Raw genomic sequence first — 24,630 nt, 5'->3', positions numbered from 1 at the left:
GCCCCGGTGCCCGGTGCGCCCGCTCTCCTCGCGGCGCACCGGGTGCCGACCCGGCCCCGCTGACGCCTGAGAGCTGCCCCTGCCATGCTGCGCTTCCTCGTACGCCGGTCGCTCGGCGCCCTCGTCATCCTCTTCCTGCTGAGTATCGTCACGTTCCTGCTGTTCTTCGGAATGCCGCGTGACCCGGCGCTCCTGATGTGCGGCAAGACGTGCACTCCGGCCAACCTCGAGAACCTCCACCACGTCCTCGGCCTCGACAAGTCGATCCCCGAGCAGTACGGGATCTTCCTGCACAACCTGGTCCTGGGCAGCAACGACTTCGCCCAAGGGCCCTGCCCCGCACCGTGCTTCGGGTACTCGTACCACACCAACGAGCAGGTCTGGGGCACCCTGGTGGACCGGCTGCCCACCACCCTCTCGCTCACCCTGGGCGGGGCGGTCTGCTTCCTGATCATCGGTCTCGGCACCGGTCTGATGGCCGCCTGGAAACGCGGCACGCTGATCGACAAGACCTTCACCGCCGGGGCGATGGTGATCAGCTCGATGCAGATCTACTTCCTGGGCCCCCTGGCGCTGGCGATCCTCGTCTACCAGACCCACCTGTTCGACAAGCCCGCCTACAACGAGCTCACCGAAGACCCGGCCGCCTGGTTCGCCGGCCTGATCCTCCCGTGGGTGGTGCTGTCCACGATCTTCGCCTCGCAGTACACGCGTATGGCCCGGTCGTCGATGATCGAGCAGCTCCAGGAGGAACACGTCCGCACCGCCCGCGCGAAGGGCATGTCCCGTCGCTACGTCTTCTTCCGCTACGCCTGGCGCGGCTCGCTGATCCCCATCGTCACCATCTTCGGCATCGACCTCGGCTCGCTGCTGGGCGGCGCCATCATCACCGAGTACACCTTCGGCCTGCCGGGCCTGGGCCGGCTCGCGGTGGAGGCGGTGTCCTTCAGCGATCTGCCGCTGCTGCTGGGCGTGATGCTGTTCTCGGCCACCATGATCCTGCTGTGCAACATCGTCGTCGACGCCGCGTACGCCTTCATCGACCCGCGCGTGCGGCTGGCCTAGGAGCACTGTCTGCCGTGACCACTGTGACCAAGGAATCCGGGGCTCCCGTACCGGCCGACGCGGGCGCCTTTCTCTCGGTGCGGGACCTGCACGTCAGTTTCCGCACCGAGGACGGGGTCATCCGGGCCGTCGACGGACTCTCCTTCGACCTGCGCAAGGGCAAGACCCTCGGCATCGTGGGCGAGTCGGGCTCCGGCAAGTCCGTCACCAACCTGACCATCCTCGGGCTGCACAACCCGAAGTTCACCACCGTCGAGGGCGAGATCCTCCTGGACGGCCAGGAGCTCACCACCGCCCGGGAGTCCGAGCTGGAGAAGGTGCGCGGCAACAAGGCCGCCATGATCTTCCAGGACCCGCTCACCGCGCTGTCGCCGTACTACACGGTGGGCCGGCAGATCGCCGAGCCGTACATGAAGCACATGGGCGTCTCGAAGAAGGTGGCCTGGGAGCGGGCCGTGGACATGCTCGGCAAGGTCGGCATCCCCAACCCCGGGCAACGGGCCAAGGACTACCCGCACCAGTTCTCCGGCGGTATGCGCCAGCGCGCGATGATCGCGATGGCGCTGGTCTGCGACCCCGACCTGCTGATCGCCGACGAGCCCACCACGGCCCTCGACGTGACCGTCCAAGCGCAGATCCTCGACCTGCTCAAGGAACTCCAGCGGGAGTTCGGCACGGCGATCATCTTCATCACCCACGACCTCGGTGTCATCGCCGACATGGCCGACGACATCATGGTGATGTACGCGGGCGGAGCGGTCGAGCGCGGCACGATGAACGAGGTGCTGCGCTCGCCGCAACACCCGTACACCTGGGGCCTGTTGAACTCCATGCCGCGCCTCGACTCGGACCTCGCCGCCCCGCTCGCGCCGATCCCCGGCACCCCGCCGTCCCTGCTCACCCCGCCGTCCGGCTGCCGTTTCCACCCCCGCTGCACCTTCCAGGACCGGGTCGGCGGCGACCGCTGTGTCACCGAGCGCCCCCTGCTGGGCCCGGACCGCGCCTCCGCGTGCCACCTCACGGCGGAGCAGAAGCGGACCATCTTCGTGGAAGAGATCAAGCCCCGACTGGGGTAGTGGCCGTATGAAGCCAGTGGCCGTATGAGCACGCTGGGGCTGGTGCCCCTATGAGGAGGACAACTGTCATGAAAGAGGACCTCGTCCTCCCCGCTCCCCGCGAGGCCGCCGCCGGCACCGCGGGCGATCCGCTGCTGGTGGTGGAGGGGCTCGTCAAGCACTTCCCGGTCAAGGGCGGCTTCCCGATCCGGCGCACCATCGGTCAGGTGCAGGCCGTCGACGGCATCGACCTGACCGTGAACGTCGGCGAGAGCTTCGGCCTGGTGGGGGAGTCGGGCTGCGGCAAGTCGACGACGGGCCGCCTGATCACGCGCCTGCTGGAGCCGACGTCCGGGAGGATCTCGTACCGCGGCCAGGACATCAGCCACGCCACGCGCAAGCAACTGGCGCCGGTTCGCTCGGAGATCCAGATGATCTTCCAGGACCCGTACTCCTCGCTGAACCCGCGACAGACGGTCGGCAAGATCATCTCGGGCCCGATGGAGATCAACGGGATCGAGCCGGAAGGGGGCAGGGAGAAGCGCGTCCGCGAACTGCTGGAGATCGTCGGCCTCAACCCCGAGCACTACAACCGCTTCCCGCACGAGTTCTCCGGCGGCCAGCGCCAACGCATCGGCGTGGCCCGCGCGTTGGCCCTGGAACCGAAGCTGATCGTGGCGGACGAGCCGGTCTCCGCCCTGGACGTCTCGATCCAGGCCCAGGTGGTGAACCTGCTCCAGAAGGTCCAGAAGGACCTGGGCATCGCCTTCCTCTTCATCGCCCACGACCTGGCGGTGGTCCGCCACTTCTCGCAGCGCGTGGCGGTGATGTACCTCGGCAAGATCATCGAGGTCGGCGACCGCGACTCCATCTACACCCGGCCCCGCCACCCGTACACCCACGCCCTGCTGTCCGCCGTACCCGAAGTGAACCTCACCGACGGGGAGACGGCCGGCCGCGAACGCATCCGCCTGGCCGGCGACGTACCGTCCCCGATCGCCCCACCCTCCGGCTGCCGCTTCCGCACCCGCTGCTGGAAGGCGCAGGACAAGTGCGCGGCGGAGGTGCCCCCGCTGATCCAGATCTCCGGCAACCGGGAGGGCCACCTGACGGCCTGCCACTTCCCGGAGGAGCCGACGATCGAGGGGCGGGGGGAGGACATTGTGCTGGATCCGGGGTTGGTGGCGTTGGAGGGGGAGAACTAGCGAGCGGACGGCCCATTGTCAGTGGTTGGGTCTACCGTGCGTGGAAAAAGGAGCCCAGCGCGCGTAGGGGGAGACATGACCACACTCGAAGACCGACCGCATACCGCACTTCTCGTTGTCGATGTGCAGAAAGGCGTCGTCGCGGGGGCTCACGGGCGCGACGCGGTCGTCGCGAACGTCGGCGGCCTTGTCGAAAAGGCGCGGCGGGAGCGGGTCCCCGTTGTCTGGGTCCAGCACGCGGACGAGGGGCTTGTGAAGGGGAGCGACGGCTGGCAGATCGTCCCCGAACTGACTCCGGGCGCCGCTGAGCCGCTCGTCGAGAAGAACTACGGCGACTCCTTCGAGGACACCATCCTTGAGTCCGTGCTGTCGGGCCTTGGAGCCGGGCGACTCGTCATCGTCGGCGCCGAGAGTGACGCGTGCATCCGCTCGACGCTCCACGGCGCTCTCGTCAGGGGATACGACGCCACCCTTGTCGGCGACGCTCACACGACGGGGGACAAGACGGCATGGGGAGCGCCGCCACCGGACCAGGTCATCGCGCACACGAACCTGTACTGGACCTATCAGACGGCGCCGGGGCGGACGGCGGGGACCGTCGAGACCAAGGATGTCGATTTCGGGGGCGCATCCTGACGGCTGTTCAGGAGTGCCACACCTTTCGAGAGCCCCTGTCGCCGGCTGTCCTGCGGTAGTTTCGGCGGCCTTCCGGACCGAGCCATCGTGCGGGGCAGCGCGCGATCTTGCAGATGGCTGAGGTGATGACGCCCTCTAGTGACGAAGATCGACGATGCTGGATAGCAACCGCACAAAAATCACGCGTCAAGAGGAGGGGATGTGGCCGTCCTGATCAGGCGCCAGGAGTATCCCGTGCACGTGGACTACAACGGGTGGGCCTTGCAGGATTTCGACGATACGCAGGTTCCCGTGCTGTTCCCGGAGGGCTTCGAGGGCGACACATTCCTCGCCGCTCACCCAGGGCGCCTGGACTTTCTCAGCGCCGGACACACCCACACTGCCTCCCTGGCGGTTGAAGTCTGGGACGGGGAACCGGAGATGCCAGCCGGAGATTGGGACGAGACAGCCACTGCCAGCGTCGCCTGCTCATCGGGCAAGCTGCGCGTCACGGGGGTGGCAGGAGGACCGATGCCCTATGCGATCGAGTTGTCCGACAGGCCGGGCGCCTGGATGGTACGAGTGGTGTGCACCGGGCGGACGGAGGCATTCAGGCAAGCCCAGCACGGTGTTGTGCGCGGCGTAGAACAGTACGTCGCACAATTTTGGCGGGACTTGGCGGGACTTGGCGGGACTACGTCAGGACGAGAGGCACAGTGATAGTGAGGTGTTCGTCGGTGGTCGGCAGGGCGGGGGCAAGAGCGCTCATACGAGCTGCGGGGTGGCCGATCACCCGGCTGGTCAGTTCCTCGTCCCACACCGCTGTGCCTTCCGGTGGCAGGAGCATCTCCCCTTCGGCAGGTGGGTTGTCACCGAGATAGCGCGCGGTGTCCATGTTGACGACCCAACAGGCCAGTGCGATCTTCACCTGCCCGGGTGCCGCCCACTGCGCCCGTACGTGGGCGCACATGCTGAAGTCGTCCCCGCCGAATGTGACCGTCGTGGAGAACGGCCTGCCACGAGGGTATTGCCGTAACAGCTCGAGTACTGCTGGTTCCACAACGGCTCGCGCCATAGGTTCCGTATACACCGTCTGCCCCCCTGTCGAGCCTGGCCTTCAGCATCCCAGACGGGGCCTGCGACGGACAGATCGGCTGCCGTCCGGGGGCGCCGGGCATCGATGGCAGGGTCGACGTGTGGTGAAGCTCAGCGGGTCAGGTCGACGACCCGGGCGAAGTGCTTCTCGTACAGGTCGGGGCGGACTGTCGCGATGAACGGGTCCTCGTACTCCTCGCCCACGCGCCGAGCCGCCTCCACCGCTGCGGCGGCACCGAACGGCAGCCCCTCCTCGTGGAGTTGACAGCACGTCAGTACGGCGGAGTAGTCGAGGTCGGCCGTCGCGATGCCGAGTTGCCGGACATGGACGGCGATGCCCGCCCGCTCGCGCTCGGCCTCGATGACGCACAGGGCCGGCGTGTGCAGGAACACGAACGGCTCCAGCCTGGCCGCGTGCACGAGACCGGAGACCTGGCGGTTCCCGCCGAGTGCCAGCAAGGTCACGTCGTCGAGGATGTAGTGCTCTCGGGTCACGCAGCGCCCTGCTCGTGCTCGGCGTGCTCGGACGCGTAGTGCGCCACGACCTGGCCGCGCACATTGCGCAGCGCCTCGATGCTGGACTCGTCCGTGACGGTGACACCGAGGTGTTCGGCCAGATAGGCGGCGGTGTGGGCGGCGCGCTCCTGCAACTCGGCGGGAGTCAGCGTGCTCTCGGCGAACTCCTCGATCAGGCGGCGCATGGTCGTTCCGCGGGCCTCCGCGAGGACGGCGAGGCGGTCGCGGGTCTTGGAATCGACCTTGATCGTGGTGTCCATTCGGGGAGTATACCGAGGGGAATACCATCGGCGACGGTGTAAACGTCACGTCATGGGAATCGCGCTGGTCGGCTCAGCATCTTTCTCGGGTTGCCGCTTCGGGGCGCCTCACCCACCCACGCGGTCCGTCTCACGCCATTCCTACCGCAGCCCGGTCAGGTTCGTGGTGCGGGAAGCACACGGCCCGATCCCGGCCTCCGAGCAGGCCGGGCAGCGGGCGATCGCCACGCAGCCGAGGGCAGCTCATGCCTCGTCCCCGTTCGCCTTCGGAACGACGCTGAACCACATCGCCTTGCCGTCCTGATTCTTCCGGAGTGCCTTAACCGCCGGGGCGCTCGGAATCAACTGGGTCGGAGCGCTCCGTTTGCAGCGCGGAATTACTCGGCGGAAACGCCATCGTCCGGGGTCACTGCGACGATGGCGACTGTGGGAGGCGGCGGTGCAGGCGTGTACACGTACGCCACTGCCAGCCCCGGCACACTGGCCCGAGGCTCGATCCTCGTCTTGCGGATCTCGGTGCCGTCCTGACGGGGCGGCCCGAGCAGGACTCCAAGCCTGGGTACCTGCTCCAGATCCTGCCGCAGCGTCTCCAGCGCCTGCTCGGCGCCGAGGGTTTTCGCCCGCTCGGCCGCCCGCACCGTCATGGCGGCGATCACGCCACTCATCGGCCCGGAGCCTCCCGCTTCAAAAGGGCCGTGAGGTCGGTGCCCTCCTGTATGGCGACGTCGAAGTCGGGATCCTGGTAGAGCCGGATCCTGCCCCGGTAGTCGACGATCACCGCGGCGACAGCATTGAGATCAGTCTCCGACGATGTCTCCAGCGCACGCTGAAGATCTGCTTCGAACGACTCCCGGTCGCCGGGAAAACCATGTCCGGACCGAAGGGCGGCTCGAATGTCCCCGATGTTTCTCAACGGAAGCGCCCCAGGTCCCGGCGTCTCCGCGTGCTGTGCGCTCACGATCCTCTGCTCCTTGGTGTCCGCTCGTCCTACGAGGAGTGTCCTACAGCGGTACGAGTCCCGCTGCGGAAACAGCCCGTCCGTCTTCCGGGGTGCTGCTGGGTCTGACAGAGTCGCCGGAGCTCCGGAGCCGGGTGTGCGGCGGCGCCCATGTGTGCTCTCCTCGGGGCGGTACGGCGGTCTGCCTGCTGGCCGCTCCCCGTCAGCGTACCTGCGAGGCTGCGGTGCGGGCTGGGTCTGTGGACAGCTCATGCCTCGTCCCCGTTCGCTTTCGGTATGACGCTGAAACCAGGAGGATCCGGACTGGGAGATGCGCATCGCGGTGGACTCCCCGCTCCCGGACCTGCTCCGCGAGTACGCCGAACAGGCGGACCGATACCGCGAGTTGGTCGCCGCGCATGACCTGGACGCCACCGCGAAGCGCCCGATCCGTGACGGCCGCCACGTCGACCTCCGCCGGATCCTCCTCCACCTGATCGAGGAGACCTCGCGCCACAACGGCCACCTGGACGTCGTACGCGAACTGGTCGACGGCAGGACCGGCGTGTGACGAAGGCTCAGCGGGTCAGGTCGACGCACGGCTGAAGTGCTTCTCAGAGGCAGTCGAACGGCGGAATGATCCGAGTGATCGCGATGAGGCGCAGCCGGGGCACGGGCAGCGCGTAGAACCAGCCGTCCGACAGGAGCGGGATGCGGCGCACGCCCCCGGGCACGCCGTGCCGGGGTCCCTCGCCGATGTCCGTCACTTCGACGCCGACCTCGGCGAGGGCGACCAGTTCTGCCGCCAGGCGCTCGACCTCGTCGACGATGTGCTGTGGGAACCCGGCCGCGACGTGTTCGGCGTCCGGGTCGTATTCCCAGCGCCAGGCCTCTTCGTCTCCCACGCCCTCACACGCCCTGGGCCCGCTGGACCCCGGCCTCCTCGCACGCCGTGTCGAGTATGCGGCCGATCTCGGCCGCGATGGTCCGGGCTTCCTCAAGGCTCTCGGTGGTGGCGGCGCGTGCCTCCAGGGAGCGCAGTCTGGCCGCCAGGTCGGGATGCCGCTCCAGTGCCACGTACACCGCCCATTGCCCCACGAAGCGGCGCATCGGCGCGGCGCTGACCTGCTCGCGTGCCTGCTGGAGTGCTGTGGCCCGTTCGACGTCGAACGTGGGCAGGGCCTCGGGCGCCAGCTGCGCGAGGGCGGACCGCAGGTCTTCTGGGGTGCTGGCCGGCTGAGGGACGACGGAGTCGCCGGAGCCGGACTGTGCAGCGATGCTCATGCCAGGTCTCCTCGGGGCGGTACGGCGATCTGCGCACTGCTCGCCAGCGTACATGCGAGGGTCTGGTGCGGGCTGGACCTGTGGACGGCTCACGCTTCGTCCCCGTTCGCTTTCGGCGCGACGCAGAACCACACCGCTTTGCCGTACGGGTAATCCCGTACGCCCCACCCGTCGGCGCACGCTTCGACGATGCCGAGCCCACGTCCGCGTTCGTCGTCGGTGGCGGGGGTGCGGGGTGTTGGTGTGCCGGGGGCGTGGTCCCAGACGGTGACCCGGAAGTCGTCCGGGGTGCGCTCCATGCTGACGTAGGTCTCCATGGCGGAGTGGCGGTAGGCGTTGGTGACGACTTCGGAGACCAGCAACTCGACTGTGTCGACGATGCAGTTGAGCTTCGCGGCGGCGAGGATGCTGCGGATGGTGGCTCGGACTACGCGGACGGCTCGGGGGTCGTGGGGGATGGTCAGGCCGTAGGTCCAGAGGGGGGTGGGGAGTTCGGGCGTGCGCATGTGGCAGCCTCCAGTTGTGTGCGTGCTGTGACTGGTGCCATACGTAAGGTAGCGAGTGATGTTGTGTATTTACAACCCTCTTGTTGAAGTGGGAGGTTGGGGGATACTGCTGAGTCGGAGAGTGAGGAGGGGCGCGTGGGGCTGAGGGTGAACCCGACGTACCGGCAGCGACGGTTCGGCGCCGAGGTGCGGACCATTCGTGAGCGCGCCGGATTGACCGCTGGTGAAGCGGCTGCGGTGATGAGGATGCAGGCATCGCACATCAGCAACGTGGAGACGGGCCGTACGTCGTTGTCGCCGGAGCGGTTGCGCTTACTGGCCGAAGCGTCGGCATGTAAAGACACAACCTACGTTGACGGGCTGGTGGACCTGGGGCATGCGTCAGGCAAGGGATGGTGGAGCGAGTACCGGGACCGCCTGCGCCCTTCCTTGCTGGACCTGGCGGAGCTGGAGGACGGCGCGCGCGACATCGTCTGCTACGAGCCGATGTTCATTCCGGGGCTGTTGCAGAGCGAGGAGTACGCGACCGCGGGCTATCGCGGCGGCTACACCGGGGCGTCCCACCCGGAACAGGACCTGGAGGTGGAGTTCCGGATGCGGCGTCAGACCGTACTGTCCGGCGAGAACGCACCCCGTCTGCACGCCGTGATCCATGAGGCTGCCCTGCACATGTCGTTCGGGGATCCGGCCATCAGGCGCGGCCAACTCGTACGGCTACTGGAGGTTGCGGAACTGCCCAACGTCACCCTCCAGATCCTCCCCTTCGACGGAGCTGTCGCGTTCGGTACGTCCTTCACGGTGCTGCGGCCACCTGTAAGGAAGTTGAGCACGGTGATCGTCGCGCACATCGAACGTTCTCTGTACCTGGGGGACGCCGACTCGCTCGCCAGGTACGACGACTGGTTCGCTAGGCTGTGCGAAGTGGCGCTGCCGCCGGTGAGCGGGGACAGTCGGCACAGCTCGCACACGATCAAAGACTCACGCGGGCTCATACAGCGCCTTCTGTACCCCTTGCTCTAGAGAAGGCGAGCATGTCGCAACTCGCATGGCAGAAGTCGACGTTCAGTGAACCAGGCTCCGACACCTGCGTTGAAGTCGCCCTAGACGACACCCGCACCGCCCACCTCCGCGAAAGCGACACCCCCGGCACCACCCTCACCTCCACCCCCTCCGCCCTCGCGGCGCTGTTCGACGGGATCAAAGGCGGGGCGTCGGCCGGGCGCGCCCGTGCGGAACTGCGGGAATGAAACGAACAGCCCCTAGCGTTCGCGTCGGATCAGTGAATCGTACGCACCGAAAGACGGAACCGGCTCCCAATTCGAGGAGACATCGACGCTGTGGCGGCTCTCTTTGGATTCTTCGTCGTCGGCCTCGACCGTACGCTGCATGACACCATCAGGGGTGAATTCGTACGTCTCCGTGCGGTCGGCGTCCGCGTATCCGCCTCGTTCCTGGGAGTCCCCGTAGGTATATGACGCCGCTGTTTCCAGAAACAGCGATCCGTTGATGAGTGTGAACGTGTAGTCGAGGGTGTCGCGGCCGTACTCGTCCATGAAGATGACTGAGGCGTAGCCGGTCTCCAGGCGGATTCCCACTCGTAGGGCTGGGGCGGAATTCTGCGCGGCGTGGGCGACAGCTGTGTACAACTGGCCGGAGGCATGCCGGGCCTGAGCCTGTTCGGGCGTCAGCGGGTCCATGGGGGTCTCGGTCAGGTTGTTCCACTGCTCGCAGTAGGTCCACATCATGGTCGCTTCAGACGCTAGCAACGCGACATGGGCAGACGCACGCTCGACCTCGCCAGCGCCTCCGTGGGAGGGGTCCCCGGACCGGCGGTTTAGAAATGCCGAGCGGGAATCCCCCCACGAACTCCAAACAGGAGGTCCACCTGATGAACACGGGTATGCGCCGACGAGCCGCGACCACTGCCACGACGCTGACCATGGCCGGCGCACTGGGCTTCGGCCTCATGACACCGGCGGCGTCTGCCGCCAACGGGCCCTGCTACGACGGGCGGTGCAAGACCACCGTGTCGGCGCCCAAGACCATCAAGGTCAACAGCCGCAAGTTCGGGTTCGGGACGCTGAAGATCACGAGCATCAGCTCCCGGTCCGTGAAGATGTCGGCCGCCGGCGGGAGCCTCACCGGCAGCACCAGCCCGGGCGGCACCGTCCAGTTCAACAACCTGAAGGTCTGGGTGAAGTCGGTCTCCGGTCGCAAGGCCAGCCTCCAGCTGTTCCCCACGCGCTACTGAGCCAGACGACCGGTCGGCACACCCCGGCGCGTTCGTCTCGCGCCGGGGTGTGCCATGTCCCGGACAGCCCGTCCCATAGGGCGGGACGCCGACCCGTCAGCGCGGCTCGTTCCCTGCCTTCCCGTAACGCCGGAAGGACGAGGTCTCCAGCGTCCACGGCCCGAACGGCACGTCGTCCCCGAAGATGTACGGGTCCTTGTGCTGGTAGCGGTCCTTGCAGAGGTCGGAGTGCACCTGGATGATTCCGGTGCGAGGGTCGACGATCAGGTAGTGGGCGATGCCCATGGCGGGGTACTCGGTGAGCTTCTCGCCGTAGTCGTTGTCGGGGTTGGACGGCGAGACGATCTCGATGACCGCGAGCACCCGCGTGGCGTCGACCGCGAGCCCCTCTTCATCGAGCACGTCCTCGGGAATCACGACGGCGTCCGGACGCCGCATCCGGCCGATCGCGGGATGCTCGATCTCGGGACCGTTCGCGCAGATGTAGCCGGGATGCGTGGTGAGGAGCTGCTCGTCCAGCTGGTTGCGGATACGGCGGACGGTGCCATGGCTGCGCTTCGAAGGGCTGATCATCGCGAGAAACGGCCCGGCTGGACCGATCTCGACGGTCCAGGCCCCTTCCAGATGCTCGGCATACGCCGTGAGCTCCTCGGCGATCGACCGCATCTTCGCGTAGTCCATGGCTTGAGGCTAATGAGAGGCCTGTTCCGGCGCCACGATTCCCAGGACGGGTACGGGTGCGTACCCGTACTCTGGGGTGATCGAAAGGAGCTCCACCATGCCCGACGCCAACATCCGCATCCCTGCCGAGGCGCGCGATCGGCTTGCCGAAATAGCGGCTGGTGAGGGCTTGTCGCTGCGTGCTTATCTGGCCCGGCTCGCGGACTCGCTGCTGACTCCCGCCGAGCGCGCCGAGCGCGCCGAGCAGGCTCGGGCGGTGTTGCGAGAGTGGAACGGCTATGACCCCAGTGAGAGCGAACAGGCCGAGTTGGACGAGGAGCTCGACCGTCGGCTGGCTGAGGCGGCCGGCCGGTGACCGACGCTGTCCACGTCATCTGCGACGACACGGCCCTGGTCGCCGCCGGGTCAGGCAATGTCCTGGCTTCGCGCCTGGTCCACCGCGCGCACGCCACGCAGGGATGGCTCCTGTACGCACCCACGTGTGCGCTGGTCGAGGCCGACCGGGCCCGGCCCGGAACGGCTGAGCACATCGTCGCCCTGCCCGGTGTCATCGTCCTGGATCTGGACCTGCCCGCTGCCCTCGGCGTTGCGCGTGACACCAGTTGGGCTCCGGCACACGTCGAGCACGCGGCTCAGCCGACGCCCGAGCGGCCGGACGGGGCGGTTGTCGCCACCGTCGCTCCGGAGAGGTGGAAGGGGCGGCCGGTGCGCGTCCTCGACCTGAATCCCTGAGTATCGCGATCCGCGCGGACAAACGTAGGAGTAAAGCGGACAAACGTAGGAGTAAAGACGAAGCCCGCACCCGGGGAGGGTGCGGGCTTCGTTCCCCTGGATCGGACGTTCATGAGCTCGGGTCAATGGGCCGAGAATGTCCGTTCCGAAGGAGGCGGCTGACGAAAAGGGGTGTTGTCAGGCCGCCGCCCGGGGGTCTTTGGAGAGACGGGTTGCGGGCACGGTGCCCGCCGTCTCCGGATAATGGCATGCGGTCAGATGGCCGGGCCTGTTGCCCTCGACCTGGAGCAGGGGCGGGGCCTCAGCCGCGCACTTGTCGGTCGCCTTCCAGCAGCGGGTGCGGAAGCGGCAGCCCGACGGCGGGTTCAGCGGGGAGGGCACGTCGCCGGTGAGCCGGATGCGCTCGCGGGCCGGGGTGTCGTCCGCCGTCGCCTCGGGTACGGCGGACAGCAGCGCCCGTGTGTAGGGGTGGCGCGGATTGCCGTACAGGTCGTCGCGGTCGGCGATCTCGACGATCTTGCCGAGGTACATCACCGCCACGCGTTGCGAGAAGTGGCGGACCACCGCCAGGTCGTGGGCGATGAAGACGAAGGCGATGCCGAGTTCCCGCTGCACCTTCTGGAGCAGGTTCACCACCTGCGCCTGGATCGAGACGTCCAGCGCCGACACCGGCTCGTCCGCCACGATCAGCTTCGGTTCCAGGGCCAACGCACGGGCCACACCGATGCGCTGGCGCTGGCCGCCGGAGAACTCGTGCGGGAAGCGGTTGTAGTGCTCCGGGTTGAGGCCCACGGTCTCCAGCAGTTCGCGGACCCGCTTCTCGAAACCACCGGCCGGCTCGATGCCGTTGATCTCCATCGGGCCAGAGATGATCTTGCCGACCGTCTGACGTGGATTCAGGGACGCGTACGGGTCCTGGAAGATCATCTGGATCTCCGAGCGGACCGGCGCCAGCTGCTTGCGTGAGGCGTGGCTGATGTCCTGGCCGCGATACGTGATCGTGCCGGCCGTCGGTTCCACGAGCCGGGTGATCAGGCGGCCCGTCGTCGACTTGCCGCAGCCCGACTCGCCGACCAGGCCCAGGGCCTCGCCCTCGGCGACCTGGAAGTCGAGGCCGTCGACCGCCTGGACGGCGCCGACCGTGCGCCGGATCGGGAAGCCGCCCTTGACCGGGAAGTGTTTGGTCAGGCCGGTGACGTCCAGGAGGGGGGTGGTGCTGCTCATGGTGTGAAGTCCCGTCTCGTGTCCGTCAGTGGGTCCGCGCCGCGGCGTAGTCGGCGAAGAGCTCGCCCTTCTGCTCCGAGGTCAGATGACACGCGGAGCCCCGCCCGTCGGTGACCTCCAGCACCGGCCGCTCGGTCGAGCAGCGCCCGTCCGTGACCTTCTCCGCGAAGGCGCACCGGGGATGGAAGCGGCAGCCCGACGGCGGATTCAGCAGCGACGGCGGCGAGCCCGGGATCGGCGACAGCGGCACGTCCACCGGGCCCTCCAGGTTCGGCATCGAACCCAGCAGACCGAGCGTGTACGGGTGGTCCGGCGTGCGCAGGACCTCCTTCTTGGTGCCCCGCTCCACGCACCGGCCGCCGTACATCACCAGCACGTCGTCGGCGATGTCGGCGATCACGCCGAGGTCGTGCGTGATGAAGATGATCGCCGTGCCGAACTCCTGCTGGAGGTCCTTGAGCAGGTCCATGATCTGGGCCTGCACGGTGACGTCCAGAGCCGTGGTCGGCTCGTCCGCGATCAGCAGCTCCGGGTCGCACACCAGCGCCATCGCGATCATCGCGCGCTGGCGCATACCGCCGGAGAACTGGTGCGGGTAGTCGTCGACCCGCATGTCCGGCTGCGGGATGCCCACCCGGCGCAGCATCTCGACGGCTCGCGCCTTCGCCTCCTTCTTGGAGGCGCCGGTGTGCTTGCGGTACGTCTCGGCGATCTGCGCGCCGATGGTGTGGTACGGCGACAGCGAGGCCAGCGCGTCCTGGAAGATCATGGACATCTTGTTGCCGCGCAGCCGCTCCAGCTCCCGCTCGGTGGCGGTGATCAGCTCCTTGCCGTCGAGCAGGACCTCGCCGTCGAGGGTGGTGCTGCGCGGGTCGTGCAGGCCCAGGATCGCCATGTTGGTGACGGACTTGCCGGAGCCCGACTCGCCCACGATGCCGAGGGTCTTGCCCTGCTCCACGTCGAAGGAGAGCCCGTCGACCGCTTTGACGACACCGTCCTCGGTGGAGAAGTGCACCTTCAGGTCGCGGACGGAGAGGAAGGGTGTGCTCATGGTCTCTCCTTAAGCGATGCGCACGCGCGGGTCGATGAGGGCGTACAGGGCGTCGACGACGATGTTGAAGACGACGATCGCGGCCGCGGCGACCAGGACGACGCCGAGCAGCATCGGCAGGTCGTTGGTGCTGACGGCCTTCACGGAGAGCATGCCGAGGCCCTGGAGGCTGAAGGTCGACTCGGTGATGATCGCGCCGCCGAGCAGCACGCCGAGGTCGAGGCCGAAGATGGTGACGATCGGGCCCATGGCCCCGCGCCAGGCGAACCGGAAGAAGACCGTCCGGCGGGACAGGCCCTTGGCCCGCGCGGTGCGCACATAGTCCTCGCTGAGCGCCTCCACCATCTGGGAGCGCGTCATACGGGTGTAGTTGGCGGTCCAGATCAGCGACAGCACGAGCCACGGCACCAGGAGGCCCTGGGCCCACTTGGCCGGGTCGTCCGTGAACGGCGTGTAGCTGGCGCGGTCCAGCACGTGCCACTGGTCGACCAGCACGTATGTGGCGAGGACACCGACGACGTAGATCTGCATCGAGGACGCGATCAGCGAGGCCGAACTGGCGATCTTGTCCACGGCCTTGCCCTGCTTGACGGCGGCCAGCATGCCGGTGCCGATGCCGAAGGCCAGGAACACCACGGAGCTGCCGATGGCCAGCGAGATCGTGGTCGGGAAGCGGTCCAGGATGGTGGACAGCACCGGCTCGCGGCTCTGGAACGAGTAGCCGAGGCACGGCGCGTCGCACCGCCCGAACGAGGTGTAGTCCCGCCCCACGAACAGGCCCTTGAGCCACTCCCAGTACTGCACGGGGAGCGGGTGGTCGATCCCCAGGTTCTTCCGCACCAGTGCCAGGGTCTCGGGGGTGCAGACCTTGCCGCAGGCGATACGGGCGGGGTCGCGCGGAGCGGCGTAGAACAGGACGAACACCAGCGCGCTGATGATCAGCAGGATCACCGCGGCGCCGAGGGTCCGGCGGACGAGGAAGCGGAACATGGCAGTTGGGTTTTCCTGACGGGATGCCGTAGGGGGTCAGACGGCGGGGCGGCACCAGGGCCGCCCCGCCTGGGGCCGTACGTCAGGCCTTGACGAAGGTCTTGTACAGCAGCGTCGCCGAGAAATTCGGGTCGAACTGGGCGCCGCCGACCTTGGTGCCGTAGACGTAGTAGCGACGCTGGAGTGTCTCCGGGATGGTCGGAGCCACTTCCTCCACGATCCGCTTGTCCAGAGCGGCCCAGGCCGCGCCCGCCTTCTCCTGGTCGGGGATGACCGCGTTCTTCTTGATGCTCTCGTTGATCCAGCTGACGTTGGTCTGCGACACGTTGTTCATGCCGTTGCCGATGGCCCCGCCGTCGAACAGCGGCTGCATCACCGTGTAGGCGGTCGGCCAGTCCGGGGACCAGCCGAACCACATCACGTCGAAGCTGTTGTCGATCTGCTGGATCTGGTCGTAGTACGACGTGGAGTCGATCGGCTTGATGATCGGAGTGAAGCCGGCCGCCTTCAGCGCGTTCTCGATGACGACCTTGGTCTTGTTGTAGGTCGGGTCCTGCGGGAAGGCGTAGACGATCTTCACGCCCTCCTTGCCGGCCTCCTTCAGCAGCTTCTTCGCGGCGGCCGGGTCGCCCTGCGGCGTCTTCAGCTTGCCGTACACGTCGATCTTCTTGTAGCCGATGATGTCGGGGCTGAGGATCGAGGTGGCGAAGTCGCCGGCGGACGGGCCCCCGTAGACCTGCCGGATCTGCTGGAGCGGCCAGGCGTGGATGAGGGCCTGGCGGACCCTCAGGTCGGTGACGCGCGTGGTGTTGATCGCGTAGTAGTAGGTGCCGGTGAGCAGGCCGTTGAAGCTGCGCTTCTTCAGCTCGGGGTCGGTGAGCACCTTCTGGATGCGCTCGGCGGGCACGCCCTTGTAGATCGAGACCGCGTACGCGTCGTTGCCCTGCGAGGCGATGAGACGGTCCACGGAGTCCAGGGTCTCGATGCCGAAGTCGAACTCGAAGCCGTCCGGGTAGGCGTTGCGGATCGAGTCGGTCTTCGGGTCCCAGTACTTGTTGCGGGTCAGCAGCATCGACTTGTCGGTCGTGTGCGCCTTGATCTTGTACGGGCCGCAGGCCGCCGGCTTCTTGTCGTACTTCTCCTTGGTGTCCAGCTTCGGGGACACCGCGGCGTACGAGTGCATCGCCAGCGTGAAGTTGAAGTCCGGCTTGGCTTCCTTCAGGTTGAAGGTGATCGTCTTCTTCGCCTTGTCGGTGACGATCGAGTCCAGGTGCTTGCCGCCGTACGGACCCTCGTACGCGTCACGCCACTTGCCGCCCGCACCGGTCAGCGCCATCTGGACGTAGTTGGCGCCCTCGGTGATGAACGGCGCCCAGGCGCGCTCGATGCCGTGGCGGACGTCCTCGACGGTCAGCTCGCTGCCGTCCTCCCACTTCAGACCGTCCTTCAGGGTGAAGGTCCAGGTCTTGTTGCCGTTGGAGGCGGTGCCGGCGTCGGTGGCCAGGTCGCCGACGAGCTTCTGCTTGCCGGCCGAGTCGATCTTGTAGCTGGTCAGGCAGCGGTGCAGGAGCAGGGCGACCGTGGAGTTGTACGAGTAGTAGATGCGCTGCGGGTCGAGGTGCGAGAAGTCGTCCGGGGCCAGGCCGTAGATCGTGCCGCCCTTCTTGGCGCCCGCGATCTCCGGCGCCGCGCCGGCGGAGTCGGCCGCGGTGCCGACGGTCACCTTGGCACCGGTGTACTCCGTGGCGCCGCCGCTCGGGGTGCCGCTGTCACCGCCCGCGTCGCCGCTGCTGCACGCGGACAGCAGCGTCGAGCCCGCGGCCGCGACCGTCGTTGCGATGACGAAGTTTCTCCGGGATAGAGACATGGCTGACCCGATTTCTCTGGGAGGGGAAGGTACGTGGTGCGCTCCGGCCGGGCCCCGTCGCCCGGGTCGGAGTGGGGGACTTTGGGGGACTTCAGCGCTTGGTCTTGGGGTCCAGTGCGTCGCGGACCGAGTCACCGAGAAGGTTGAAGGCGACGACGAAGAGCACCATCGACAGGCCCGGGAAGAGCATGAAGGTGATGTCGTCCTGGTAGACCTTGGCGCCGTTCTGGATCATCACACCCCAGTCCGGGGTGGGATCCGTGAGACCTACGCCGAGGAAGGCGAGCCCCGCCTCGGCCGTGACGTACGCCGGCAGCAGGAGCGTCGACTGGATGAGGATCGGCGTCCACAGGTTGGGCAGCAGCTCTTTGAAGATGATCCGCGCCGGTGAGGCGCCGGTGACCTTGGCCGCCTCCACGAACTCCCGTTCGCGCAGGGCGAGTACCTCGCCGCGCAGCAGCCGGGCGATGGAGGCCCACCCGAAGGCCGTCATCACGAGGATGAGGCTGGTGACGGTGAGCCAGACCGGGGTGTTCTCCTCCGGCGACACGAAGATCGCCAGGACCACCGGCCAGAACGCGATGAAGAACAGGGTCTGCGGGAAGGCCAGCAGGACGTCGATCACGCGGCCGACAAGGTAGTCCGTCTTGCCGCCGAGGTAGCCGGCGGTGATGCCGACGACCACGCCGAGCAGAGTCGTCAGCAGGGCGGCCGCGGACGCGATCAGCAGCGAGTTGCGGATGCCGTACAGGAGGAACGTGAAGACGTCCCGCCCGAGCTGCGGCTCGATGCCGAACCAGAACTCGGAACTGATGCCGCCGTTGGGCTTGATCGGGTAGTTGAACTCGTTGAGCAGGCCCGGGGTGTTCATGCCGTACAGGGTGTACGGATCCTTGCCGTACAGCTTGGCGATCAGCGGGGCGCCGAGGCCGATGACGAAGAAGAAGATCACCACGTAGGCGGATATGACGCCCGTCCGGTCGCGCTTGAAACGGGTCCAGGCGAGCCGTCCAGGTGACCGGCTGTCGCTGCCTTTCAAGGCCGAGGACTTCGCCGGTACCGCGCTGTCCTCGTCGATCACCTCGAGCGGGGCGGCCGGGGAAGGGGTTGGGGGGGTCATGATGCTCCGTGCCCTGTGGGTCATCGCTCCGCAGGGCGCTCCCTACGGGCTACGGCGGACTTTTTCAACGCAATTCACTCAAGGTCAATAAAATCTGAGGCGGCTTGGTCCTCTCTTTAACTTTTTTACCTGTGCATGACCTGTCCGTAGCTACGCGTGTAGCACCCCGTAATAGACCCGTGTCTTACATCCGACCAACGGGACCAATCGGTCAATGGGTTCGTTATGCGGATGCCTCCGTCTCGGAATGTGTACACCCTGAGGTCGATTCCAACGTTTCGGTATCGGATGGCGAAGATCCATTGTGCCCCCTGGTGAAGATCTACTGCGTTCGGGCGTGTACGTGTGCGGCATGCGCTGATTGCCCCGATATTTGCCGATAACGGATCGGCGGCACAGCGCAGTCAAGAGGAGGCACTCCATGCGTGGAGCCAGGCACGCCAGATGGGCCGCGTGCGCGGCGGCGGCAGCCCTCGCGGCGACGGCCTGCGGGGGCGGGAGCGACAGTGGCGGCAGCGAGACGGGCGCGGTGCTCAGCTCCTCGTGGACCGATCCGCAGAACCCGCTCGAACCGTCCAACACCAACGAGGTGCAGGGCGGCAAGGTGCTCGACATGATCTTCCGCGGTCTCAAGCGGTACGACCCGAAGACCGGCGCCGCCGGCGACATGCTCGCCGAGAAGATCGAGACCTCCGACTCGCGGAACTTCACCATCACCATCAAGGACGGCTGGACCTTCAGCAACGGGGAGAAGGTCACCGCCAAGTCCTTCGTCGACGCCTGGAACTACGGCGCGAGCCTGAAGCACCATCAGAAGAACGCCTACTTCTTCGCGTACATCGAGGGCTACGACCAGGTTCATCCGGTGTCCGGCAAACAGAGCGCCAACGCGATGACGGGGCTGAAGGTCATCGACGACAGGACCTTCACGGTCAAGCTCAGCCAGAAGTTCTCGTCCTTCCCCGACACCCTCGGCTACAACGCCTTCGTCCCGCTGCCCCAGGCGTTCTACGACGACCACGCCGGCTGGCTGAAGAAGCCCGTCGGCAACGGCCCTTACGCCGTGGAGTCGTACACCAAGGGCTCCCAGATGGCCCTGAAGAAGTGGGACGGCTACCCGGGCCCGGACAAGGCCCAGAACGACGGAGTCACCCTCAAGGTCTACACCGACAACAACACCGCCTACACCGACCTGATGGCGGGCAACCTCGACCTGGCCGACGACGTGCCGGCCGCGCAGCTGGGGAACGTCCGGAGCGACCTCGGCGACCGGTACCTCAACACCCCCGCCGGGATCACCCAGACGCTCGCCTTCCCGTTCCACGACAAGAACTGGAACAAGCCCGGCTCGGACAAGGTCCGCAAGGGCCTGTCCAGGGCGATCGACCGCGAGCAGATCACCGAGACCATCTTCCGGAAGACCCGCACCCCCGCCACCGACTGGACCTCCCCGGTCCTCGGCGCGGAGGGCGGCTACAAGGAGGGGCTGTGCGGTGAGTGGTGCGAGTACGACCCGGCCGAGGCCAAGAAGCTGATCGCTCAGGGCGGCGGACTGCCCGGCGGGCAGATCAAGATCACGTACAACGCGGACAGCGGCTCCCACAAGCTGTGGGTCGACGCCGTCTGCAACTCCATCAACAACGCCCTGGACAAGGACAACGCCTGCGTCGGCAACCCGTTCGGCACCTTCGCCGACTTCCGTAACCAGACCACGAAGCAGAAGGTCTCGGGTCCCTTCCGGGCCGGTTGGCAGATGGACTACCCGCTGATCCAGAACTTCCTCCAGCCGCTCTACTACACCAACGCCTCCTCCAACGACGGCAAATGGTCCGACAAGGAGTTCGACAAGCTCGTCGACCAGGCGAACGCCGAGACCGACAGCGCCAAGGCCATCGCCCTCTTCCAGCAGGCCGAGGAGGTCGTCCGGGACAACATGGCCGCCATCCCGCTCTGGTACCAGAACGGCAGCGCCGGCTGGTCGGACCGCCTCTCGAACGTCGCGCTCAACCCGTTCAGCGTCCCCGTCTACAACGAGATCAAGGTCGGCTGAGCCCGGCATGGGACGGTACGTCGCCCGGCGTCTGCTCCAGATGATCCCGGTGTTCATCGGCTCCACGCTGCTGATCTTCCTGATGGTGAACGTGATGGGCGACCCCGTCGCGGGCCTGTGCGGGGACCGGCAGTGCGACCCGGCGACCGCGGCCCAGCTCAGGAAGGAGTTCGGCCTCGACAAGCCCGTGTGGCAGCAATACCTGACCTACATGGGCAACCTCTTCACCGGCGACTTCGGCACCGCCTTCAACGGCCAGGAGGTCACCGAGCTGATGTCGACGGCGTTCCCCGTCACCATCCGGCTGACGATCGTCGCCATCCTCTTCGAGATCGTCATCGGCATCTCGCTGGGCGTCGTCACGGGGCTGCGGCGCGGGCGGCCGGTGGACACCTCAGTCCTGATGACCACCCTCGTCGTGATCTCCGTCCCCACCTTCGTCACCGGCCTGCTGCTCCAGCTACTGCTCGGCGTGAAGTGGGGCTGGATCAAACCGTCCGTCTCCCCGGAAGCCACCTTCGGCGAGCTCGTCCTCCCCGGGCTCGTCCTCGCCTCGGTCTCGCTCGCCTATGTCACACGCCTGACCCGCACCTCCATCGCGGAGAACAGGCGGTCCGACTACGTCCGTACGGCGGTGGCGAAGGGGCTGCCCCGTCACCGGGTGATCACCCGGCACCTGCTGCGCAACTCGCTCATCCCCGTGGTCACCTTCATCGGCACCGACATCGGCGCCCTGATGGGCGGTGCGATCGTCACCGAGCGCATCTTCAACATCCACGGCGTCGGCTACCAGCTTTACCAGGGCATCCTGCGCCAGAACACCCAGACCGTCGTCGGCTTCGTGACGGTCCTGGTCCTGGTGTTCCTGGTCGCCAACCTGCTCGTCGACCTCCTGTACGCCGTACTCGACCCCAGGATCCGCTATGCCTGAGCAGCCCCAGGAACCCGAGGGCGCGATCGCCGTGACCGGCATGGGCGGCGGCGCGATGGACCTCGCCACGAGTGAGGGCGAGCCCCTGCGGAAGCGCCCCGGCGGCCCGGGACCGAAGGAGAAGCCACGCTCCCTCTGGTCCGACGCCTGGCTCGACCTGCGCCGCAACCCCGTCTTCATCGTCTCCGGCCTGGTGATCCTCTTCCTGGTCGTCATCTCGATCTGGCCGCCGCTGATCGCCTCCGGCAGCCCGCTCAAGTGCGACCTCGCCAAGGCCCAGGAGGGCTCCCAGCCCGGTGCGCCGTTCGGCTACGACGGCCAGGGCTGCGACGTCTACACCCGTACCGTCTACGGCGCCCGTACCTCCGTCACGGTCGGCGTCTGCGCCACGCTCGGGGTCTCGCTCCTCGGCTCGGTGCTCGGCGGGCTCGCCGGGTTCTTCGGCGGGCTCTTGGACTCGTTCCTGTCCCGGATCACGGACGTCTTCTTCGCGATCCCGGTCGTGCTCGGCGGCCTGGTCCTGCTGTCCGTCGTCACCAGCAACACCGTCTGGCCGGTCATCGGGTTCATGGTGCTGCTCGGCTGGCCGCAGATCTCCCGCATCGCCCGCGGCTCCGTCATCACCGCCAAGCAGAACGACTACGTGCAGGCCGCGCGGGCGCTGGGCGCCTCCAACTCCCGGATCCTGCTCCGGCACATCATGCCCAACGCCATCGCGCCGGTGATCGTCGTGGCGACCATCGCGCTCGGTACGTACATCGCGCTGGAGGCGACCTTGTCGTACCTCGGCGTCGGGCTGAAGCCGCCGACGGTCAGCTGGGGGATCGACATCTCCTCGGCGTCCGCCTACGTCCGGCAGGCCCCGCACATGCTGCTCTGGCCGGCCGGGGCGCTCGCGCTCACCGTGCTCGCGTTCATCATGCTCGGCGACGCGGTGCGCGACGCCCTCGACCCGAAGCTGAGGTGAGCCGCCGCCATGCTGCTCGAAGTGCGTGACCTGCACGTGGAGTTCCGGACCCGGGACGGGGTCGCCAAGGCCGTCAACGGCGTGCACTACGGCGTGGACGCGGGCGAGACCCTCGCCGTGCTCGGCGAGTCCGGCTCCGGCAAGTCGGTGACTGCCCAGGCGGTGATGGGGATCCTCGACATGCCGCCGGGGCGGATCACCGGCGGCGAGATCCTCTTCCAGGGCCAGGACCTGCTGAAGCTGAAGGAGGAGGAACGGCGGAAGGTCCGGGGCGCCGAGATGGCGATGATCTTCCAGGACGCGCTGTCGTCGTTGAATCCCGTGCTCTGTGTGGGCGACCAGCTCGGCGAGATGTTCGTGGTCCACCGGGGCATGTCGAAGAAGGACGCGCGGGCGAAGTCCGTGGAGCTCATGGACCGGGTCCGTATCCCCGGCGCCAGGGCGCGGGTGCGCGACTACCCCCACCAGTTCTCCGGCGGGATGCGCCAGCGCATCATGATCGCGATGGCGCTGGCCCTCGAACCGGCGCTGATCATCGCCGACGAACCGACGACAGCCCTGGACGTGACAGTCCAGGCCCAGGTCATGGACCTGCTGGCCGAGTTGCAGCGGGAGTACCACATGGGGCTGATCCTCATCACCCACGACCTGGGCGTGGTCGCGGACGTGGCGGACCGGATCGCCGTCATGTACGCGGGCCGGATCGTCGAGTCGGCGCCGGTGCACGACATCTACAAGGCGCCGGCCCATCCGTACACGCGCGGTCTGCTGGACTCCATCCCGCGCCTGGACCAGAAGGGCCAGGAGCTCTACGCCATCAAGGGCCTGCCGCCCAACCTCACGGACATCCCGCCCGGCTGCCCCTTCAACCCCCGCTGCCCGATGGCCCAGGACGTGTGCCGCACCGACGTACCGCCCCTCTACGAGGTGTCGCAGGACCGGGGCAGCGCCTGCCACTCCTGGCGGGAGTGCCTTCATGGCTGAGCCGATTCTGGAGGTCAGCGGGCTGGTCAAGCACTACCCGCTCACCACGGGCCTCCTCTTCAAGAAGCAGGTCGGCGCGGTGAAGGCGGTCGACGGCGTCGACTTCACCCTCGGCCGGGGCGAAACCCTGGGCATCGTCGGCGAGTCCGGCTGCGGCAAGTCGACGGTCGCCAAGCTGCTGGTCAACCTGGAGCAGCCGACGGCCGGCTCCATCAAGTACAAGGGCGAGGAGATCGGCGGGCTGTCCGGCCGCGCCCTGAAGGCCGTACGGCGCAACATCCAGATGGTCTTCCAGGACCCGTACACCTCGCTCAACCCCCGGATGACGGTGGGCGACATCATCGGGGAGCCGTACGACATCCACCCCGAGGTGGCCCCGAAGGGCGACCGGCGCAGGAGGGTTCAGGACCTCCTGGATGTCGTAGGCCTCAACCCGGAGTACATCAACCGCTATCCGCACCAGTTCTCCGGCGGCCAGCGCCAACGCATCGGCATCGCCCGGGGGTTGGCGCTGCGCCCGGAGGTGATCGTCGCCGACGAACCGGTCTCGGCCCTCGACGTCTCGGTCCAGGCCCAGGTCATCAACCTGATGGCGAGCCTCCAGGACGAGTTCGACCTCAGTTACGTCTTCATCGCGCACGACCTGTCGATCGTGCGGCACATCTCGGACCGGGTCGGGGTGATGTACCTGGGCCGGATCGTCGAAATCGGCAAGGACGCCGAGATCTACGACCATCCGACCCACCCCTATACCCAGGCGCTGCTCTCCGCGGTCCCCGTGCCCGACCCGCAGGCCCGCGAACACCGGGAGCGGATCATCCTCGTGGGTGACGTGCCGTCCCCCACGAACATCCCGTCCGGCTGCCGCTTCCGCACCCGCTGCTGGAAGGCCGAGGAGCGCTGCGCGCTGGAGGTACCGGCGTTGGCGGTCCCGGCGGAGTTCCGGTTCGCCACCGGGCCTGCGGCGCACGACTCGGCCTGTCACTTCGCCGAGCGGTCGGCGTAGTCGTCGGCATAGCCGTACAAATGTGCATCAACCGCGTTAACAAGCAGGCAACTCAGCTGACCCGATCTCGATATACGGACGCGTCACTCTCTACAACGTACGGCCGTGCGGGTGCCGTAAACGGGCCGGAGCGCGCCATGTCGCTCCGGCCCGTTGCCCCCTCTTTGCGCCTAAACCGGCGCCGCTCTCGCGGACCTGGCTGGTGCTTCGTCGTGGTTCCTCAATTAATGGTTGCGGT

30 protein-coding genes and 1 pseudogene are annotated in these 24,630 nt (G+C 67.3%); 16 read left to right on the top strand and 15 right to left on the bottom strand.

What is annotated here, in order from left to right; all coding sequences use genetic code 11:
- Nucleotides 1-84 precede the first annotated feature (84 nt).
- The 5 genes from AB0I77_RS09720 (at nt 85) to AB0I77_RS09700 (ending at nt 4,660) form a co-directional block, all read left to right on the top strand.
- A complete protein-coding gene (locus tag AB0I77_RS09720) occupies nt 85-1,065 on the top strand; it encodes an ABC transporter permease (protein WP_363281852.1) in 981 nt (326 codons plus the stop codon).
- 14 nt (nt 1,066-1,079) lie between these two features.
- Complete coding sequence (locus AB0I77_RS09715) at nt 1,080-2,141, top strand: ABC transporter ATP-binding protein (RefSeq protein ID WP_363281851.1); 1,062 nt, start codon at nt 1,080-1,082, stop codon at nt 2,139-2,141.
- A 68-nt stretch (nt 2,142-2,209) separates the two neighbouring features.
- On the top strand, nt 2,210-3,325 hold the full coding sequence (locus AB0I77_RS09710; RefSeq protein ID WP_363281850.1) for an oligopeptide/dipeptide ABC transporter ATP-binding protein: 1,116 nt from the start codon (nt 2,210-2,212) through the stop codon (nt 3,323-3,325).
- A gap of 75 nt (nt 3,326-3,400) precedes the next feature.
- Complete coding sequence (locus AB0I77_RS09705) at nt 3,401-3,961, top strand: isochorismatase family protein (protein ID WP_363281849.1); 561 nt, start codon at nt 3,401-3,403, stop codon at nt 3,959-3,961.
- A 201-nt stretch (nt 3,962-4,162) separates the two neighbouring features.
- A complete protein-coding gene (locus tag AB0I77_RS09700; protein WP_363281848.1) occupies nt 4,163-4,660 on the top strand; it encodes a hypothetical protein in 498 nt (165 codons plus the stop codon).
- Here the strand turns inward: AB0I77_RS09700 and AB0I77_RS09695 are convergent.
- The 5 genes from AB0I77_RS09695 to AB0I77_RS09675 form a co-directional block, all read right to left on the bottom strand.
- The gene (locus tag AB0I77_RS09695; protein ID WP_363281847.1) at nt 4,635-4,910 is read right to left on the bottom strand and encodes a hypothetical protein; all 276 of its coding nucleotides are present in this window, start codon (nt 4,908-4,910) and stop codon (nt 4,635-4,637) included. The genes AB0I77_RS09700 and AB0I77_RS09695 overlap by 26 nt on opposite strands.
- A 236-nt stretch (nt 4,911-5,146) precedes the next feature.
- Nucleotides 5,147-5,530, bottom strand: coding sequence for a hypothetical protein (locus AB0I77_RS09690; protein WP_363281846.1), 384 nt, complete (start codon nt 5,528-5,530; stop codon nt 5,147-5,149).
- The gene (locus AB0I77_RS09685) at nt 5,527-5,811 is read right to left on the bottom strand and encodes a hypothetical protein (protein ID WP_363281845.1); all 285 of its coding nucleotides are present in this window, start codon (nt 5,809-5,811) and stop codon (nt 5,527-5,529) included. The genes AB0I77_RS09690 and AB0I77_RS09685 overlap by 4 nt, the downstream gene beginning before the upstream one ends.
- 377 nt (nt 5,812-6,188) lie before the next feature.
- On the bottom strand, nt 6,189-6,476 hold the full coding sequence (locus AB0I77_RS09680) for a hypothetical protein (protein WP_363281844.1): 288 nt from the start codon (nt 6,474-6,476) through the stop codon (nt 6,189-6,191).
- A complete protein-coding gene (locus AB0I77_RS09675) occupies nt 6,473-6,769 on the bottom strand; it encodes a DUF6247 family protein (protein ID WP_363281843.1) in 297 nt (98 codons plus the stop codon). The genes AB0I77_RS09680 and AB0I77_RS09675 overlap by 4 nt, the downstream gene beginning before the upstream one ends.
- Nucleotides 6,770-7,058: 289 nt before the next feature.
- On the opposite strand from AB0I77_RS09675, the pseudogene AB0I77_RS09670 reads away from it, so the two are divergent.
- Nucleotides 7,059-7,319 (top strand): annotated as a pseudogene (locus AB0I77_RS09670) (DUF664 domain-containing protein); the annotation flags it as partial.
- A gap of 43 nt (nt 7,320-7,362) precedes the next feature.
- Here AB0I77_RS09670 and AB0I77_RS09665 read toward each other — a convergent pair.
- The 3 genes from AB0I77_RS09665 to AB0I77_RS09655 form a co-directional block, all read right to left on the bottom strand.
- Nucleotides 7,363-7,653, bottom strand: a complete 291-nt coding sequence (locus tag AB0I77_RS09665; protein ID WP_363281842.1) for a hypothetical protein — start codon at nt 7,651-7,653, stop codon at nt 7,363-7,365.
- Between the two features lie 4 nt (nt 7,654-7,657).
- Entirely contained in the window at nt 7,658-8,032 is a 375-nt protein-coding gene (locus AB0I77_RS09660; RefSeq protein WP_363281841.1) for a DUF6247 family protein, read from the bottom strand.
- 89 nt (nt 8,033-8,121) lie between these two features.
- Complete coding sequence (locus AB0I77_RS09655) at nt 8,122-8,538, bottom strand: ATP-binding protein (RefSeq protein ID WP_363281840.1); 417 nt, start codon at nt 8,536-8,538, stop codon at nt 8,122-8,124.
- Nucleotides 8,539-8,673: 135 nt separating this feature from the next.
- Between AB0I77_RS09655 and AB0I77_RS09650 the strand changes: the two genes are divergently transcribed.
- Together AB0I77_RS09650 and AB0I77_RS09645 are read left to right on the top strand one after the other, a co-directional pair.
- Complete coding sequence (locus tag AB0I77_RS09650; protein WP_363281839.1) at nt 8,674-9,558, top strand: helix-turn-helix transcriptional regulator; 885 nt, start codon at nt 8,674-8,676, stop codon at nt 9,556-9,558.
- An 11-nt stretch (nt 9,559-9,569) separates the two neighbouring features.
- Nucleotides 9,570-9,785 (top strand): DUF397 domain-containing protein, encoded by a 216-nt coding sequence (locus AB0I77_RS09645; protein WP_363281838.1) that lies wholly within the window; start codon nt 9,570-9,572, stop codon nt 9,783-9,785.
- Between the two features lie 12 nt (nt 9,786-9,797).
- On the opposite strand, the gene AB0I77_RS09640 is transcribed toward AB0I77_RS09645, so the two are convergent.
- Nucleotides 9,798-10,283, bottom strand: a complete 486-nt coding sequence (locus AB0I77_RS09640) for a hypothetical protein (protein WP_363281837.1) — start codon at nt 10,281-10,283, stop codon at nt 9,798-9,800.
- Nucleotides 10,284-10,426: 143 nt separating this feature from the next.
- On the opposite strand from AB0I77_RS09640, the gene AB0I77_RS09635 reads away from it, so the two are divergent.
- Nucleotides 10,427-10,789 carry a hypothetical protein gene (locus AB0I77_RS09635; protein WP_363281836.1) on the top strand — a complete coding sequence of 121 codons (363 nt, stop codon included), beginning with the start codon at nt 10,427-10,429 and terminating at the stop codon, nt 10,787-10,789.
- A 96-nt stretch (nt 10,790-10,885) separates the two neighbouring features.
- Here the strand turns inward: AB0I77_RS09635 and AB0I77_RS09630 are convergent, their stop codons facing one another.
- Nucleotides 10,886-11,470 carry a Uma2 family endonuclease gene (locus tag AB0I77_RS09630; RefSeq protein ID WP_363281835.1) on the bottom strand — a complete coding sequence of 195 codons (585 nt, stop codon included), beginning with the start codon at nt 11,468-11,470 and terminating at the stop codon, nt 10,886-10,888.
- A gap of 97 nt (nt 11,471-11,567) precedes the next feature.
- Here AB0I77_RS09630 and AB0I77_RS09625 point away from each other — a divergent pair, with 97 nt between their 5' ends.
- A complete protein-coding gene (locus AB0I77_RS09625; protein WP_363281834.1) occupies nt 11,568-11,825 on the top strand; it encodes a hypothetical protein in 258 nt (85 codons plus the stop codon).
- Complete coding sequence (locus AB0I77_RS09620) at nt 11,822-12,202, top strand: hypothetical protein (protein WP_363281833.1); 381 nt, start codon at nt 11,822-11,824, stop codon at nt 12,200-12,202. Before AB0I77_RS09625 ends, AB0I77_RS09620 begins: the two co-directional genes overlap by 4 nt.
- Nucleotides 12,203-12,379: 177 nt before the next feature.
- Here the strand turns inward: AB0I77_RS09620 and AB0I77_RS09615 are convergent, their stop codons facing one another.
- From AB0I77_RS09615 to AB0I77_RS09595, 5 genes are all read right to left on the bottom strand, one after another.
- Entirely contained in the window at nt 12,380-13,426 is a 1,047-nt protein-coding gene (locus AB0I77_RS09615; RefSeq protein WP_363281832.1) for a dipeptide ABC transporter ATP-binding protein, read from the bottom strand.
- A 25-nt stretch (nt 13,427-13,451) separates the two neighbouring features.
- Entirely contained in the window at nt 13,452-14,477 is a 1,026-nt protein-coding gene (locus tag AB0I77_RS09610) for an ABC transporter ATP-binding protein (protein WP_363281831.1), read from the bottom strand.
- 9 nt (nt 14,478-14,486) lie between these two features.
- The gene (locus AB0I77_RS09605) at nt 14,487-15,467 is read right to left on the bottom strand and encodes an ABC transporter permease subunit (RefSeq protein WP_363281830.1); all 981 of its coding nucleotides are present in this window, start codon (nt 15,465-15,467) and stop codon (nt 14,487-14,489) included.
- An 82-nt stretch (nt 15,468-15,549) separates the two neighbouring features.
- Nucleotides 15,550-17,334, bottom strand: coding sequence for an ABC transporter substrate-binding protein (locus AB0I77_RS09600; protein ID WP_363281829.1), 1,785 nt, complete (start codon nt 17,332-17,334; stop codon nt 15,550-15,552).
- 91 nt (nt 17,335-17,425) lie between these two features.
- Nucleotides 17,426-18,454 carry an ABC transporter permease gene (locus AB0I77_RS09595; protein WP_363281828.1) on the bottom strand — a complete coding sequence of 343 codons (1,029 nt, stop codon included), beginning with the start codon at nt 18,452-18,454 and terminating at the stop codon, nt 17,426-17,428.
- A gap of 421 nt (nt 18,455-18,875) precedes the next feature.
- On the opposite strand from AB0I77_RS09595, the gene AB0I77_RS09590 reads away from it, so the two are divergent.
- The 5 genes from AB0I77_RS09590 to AB0I77_RS09570 are packed head-to-tail and all read left to right on the top strand — an operon-like array spanning nt 18,876 to nt 24,392.
- A complete protein-coding gene (locus AB0I77_RS09590) occupies nt 18,876-20,504 on the top strand; it encodes an ABC transporter substrate-binding protein (RefSeq protein WP_363281827.1) in 1,629 nt (542 codons plus the stop codon).
- Nucleotides 20,505-20,511: 7 nt separating this feature from the next.
- Nucleotides 20,512-21,435: an ABC transporter permease gene (locus tag AB0I77_RS09585; RefSeq protein ID WP_363281826.1), complete on the top strand. Its 924-nt coding sequence runs from the start codon at nt 20,512-20,514 to the stop codon at nt 21,433-21,435.
- Nucleotides 21,428-22,402 carry an ABC transporter permease gene (locus AB0I77_RS09580; RefSeq protein ID WP_363281825.1) on the top strand — a complete coding sequence of 325 codons (975 nt, stop codon included), beginning with the start codon at nt 21,428-21,430 and terminating at the stop codon, nt 22,400-22,402. The genes AB0I77_RS09585 and AB0I77_RS09580 overlap by 8 nt, the downstream gene beginning before the upstream one ends.
- A gap of 9 nt (nt 22,403-22,411) precedes the next feature.
- Entirely contained in the window at nt 22,412-23,386 is a 975-nt protein-coding gene (locus tag AB0I77_RS09575; protein ID WP_363281824.1) for an ABC transporter ATP-binding protein, read from the top strand.
- Entirely contained in the window at nt 23,379-24,392 is a 1,014-nt protein-coding gene (locus tag AB0I77_RS09570) for a dipeptide ABC transporter ATP-binding protein (protein ID WP_363281823.1), read from the top strand. The genes AB0I77_RS09575 and AB0I77_RS09570 overlap by 8 nt, the downstream gene beginning before the upstream one ends.
- The last annotated feature ends 238 nt before the right edge of the window (nt 24,393-24,630 follow it).

This window comes from Streptomyces sp. NPDC050619 (assembly GCF_040654815.1).
Classification (GTDB): domain Bacteria; phylum Actinomycetota; class Actinomycetes; order Streptomycetales; family Streptomycetaceae; genus Streptomyces.
The sequence above is the reverse complement of the archived record's forward strand: the minus strand, read 5'-3'. Positions and strand labels throughout refer to the sequence as shown.

Coding starts and splice junctions, on each gene's coding strand:
- AB0I77_RS09720 (WP_363281852.1), top strand. CDS start 85: ATGCTGCGCTTCCTCGTACGCCGGTCGCTCGGCGCCCTCGTCATCCTC.
- AB0I77_RS09710 (WP_363281850.1), top strand. CDS start 2,210: ATGAAAGAGGACCTCGTCCTCCCCGCTCCCCGCGAGGCCGCCGCCGGC.
- AB0I77_RS09705 (WP_363281849.1), top strand. CDS start 3,401: ATGACCACACTCGAAGACCGACCGCATACCGCACTTCTCGTTGTCGAT.
- AB0I77_RS09695 (WP_363281847.1), bottom strand. CDS start 4,910: ATGTGCGCCCACGTACGGGCGCAGTGGGCGGCACCCGGGCAGGTGAAG.
- AB0I77_RS09685 (WP_363281845.1), bottom strand. CDS start 5,811: ATGGACACCACGATCAAGGTCGATTCCAAGACCCGCGACCGCCTCGCC.
- AB0I77_RS09680 (WP_363281844.1), bottom strand. CDS start 6,476: ATGAGTGGCGTGATCGCCGCCATGACGGTGCGGGCGGCCGAGCGGGCG.
- AB0I77_RS09660 (WP_363281841.1), bottom strand. CDS start 8,032: ATGAGCATCGCTGCACAGTCCGGCTCCGGCGACTCCGTCGTCCCTCAG.
- AB0I77_RS09655 (WP_363281840.1), bottom strand. CDS start 8,538: ATGCGCACGCCCGAACTCCCCACCCCCCTCTGGACCTACGGCCTGACC.
- AB0I77_RS09645 (WP_363281838.1), top strand. CDS start 9,570: ATGTCGCAACTCGCATGGCAGAAGTCGACGTTCAGTGAACCAGGCTCC.
- AB0I77_RS09640 (WP_363281837.1), bottom strand. CDS start 10,283: ATGATGTGGACCTACTGCGAGCAGTGGAACAACCTGACCGAGACCCCC.
- AB0I77_RS09635 (WP_363281836.1), top strand. CDS start 10,427: ATGAACACGGGTATGCGCCGACGAGCCGCGACCACTGCCACGACGCTG.
- AB0I77_RS09630 (WP_363281835.1), bottom strand. CDS start 11,470: ATGGACTACGCGAAGATGCGGTCGATCGCCGAGGAGCTCACGGCGTAT.
- AB0I77_RS09625 (WP_363281834.1), top strand. CDS start 11,568: ATGCCCGACGCCAACATCCGCATCCCTGCCGAGGCGCGCGATCGGCTT.
- AB0I77_RS09615 (WP_363281832.1), bottom strand. CDS start 13,426: ATGAGCAGCACCACCCCCCTCCTGGACGTCACCGGCCTGACCAAACAC.
- AB0I77_RS09610 (WP_363281831.1), bottom strand. CDS start 14,477: ATGAGCACACCCTTCCTCTCCGTCCGCGACCTGAAGGTGCACTTCTCC.
- AB0I77_RS09605 (WP_363281830.1), bottom strand. CDS start 15,467: ATGTTCCGCTTCCTCGTCCGCCGGACCCTCGGCGCCGCGGTGATCCTG.
- AB0I77_RS09600 (WP_363281829.1), bottom strand. CDS start 17,334: ATGTCTCTATCCCGGAGAAACTTCGTCATCGCAACGACGGTCGCGGCC.
- AB0I77_RS09595 (WP_363281828.1), bottom strand. CDS start 18,454: ATGACCCCCCCAACCCCTTCCCCGGCCGCCCCGCTCGAGGTGATCGAC.
- AB0I77_RS09590 (WP_363281827.1), top strand. CDS start 18,876: ATGCGTGGAGCCAGGCACGCCAGATGGGCCGCGTGCGCGGCGGCGGCA.
- AB0I77_RS09585 (WP_363281826.1), top strand. CDS start 20,512: ATGGGACGGTACGTCGCCCGGCGTCTGCTCCAGATGATCCCGGTGTTC.
- AB0I77_RS09580 (WP_363281825.1), top strand. CDS start 21,428: ATGCCTGAGCAGCCCCAGGAACCCGAGGGCGCGATCGCCGTGACCGGC.
- AB0I77_RS09575 (WP_363281824.1), top strand. CDS start 22,412: ATGCTGCTCGAAGTGCGTGACCTGCACGTGGAGTTCCGGACCCGGGAC.
- AB0I77_RS09570 (WP_363281823.1), top strand. CDS start 23,379: ATGGCTGAGCCGATTCTGGAGGTCAGCGGGCTGGTCAAGCACTACCCG.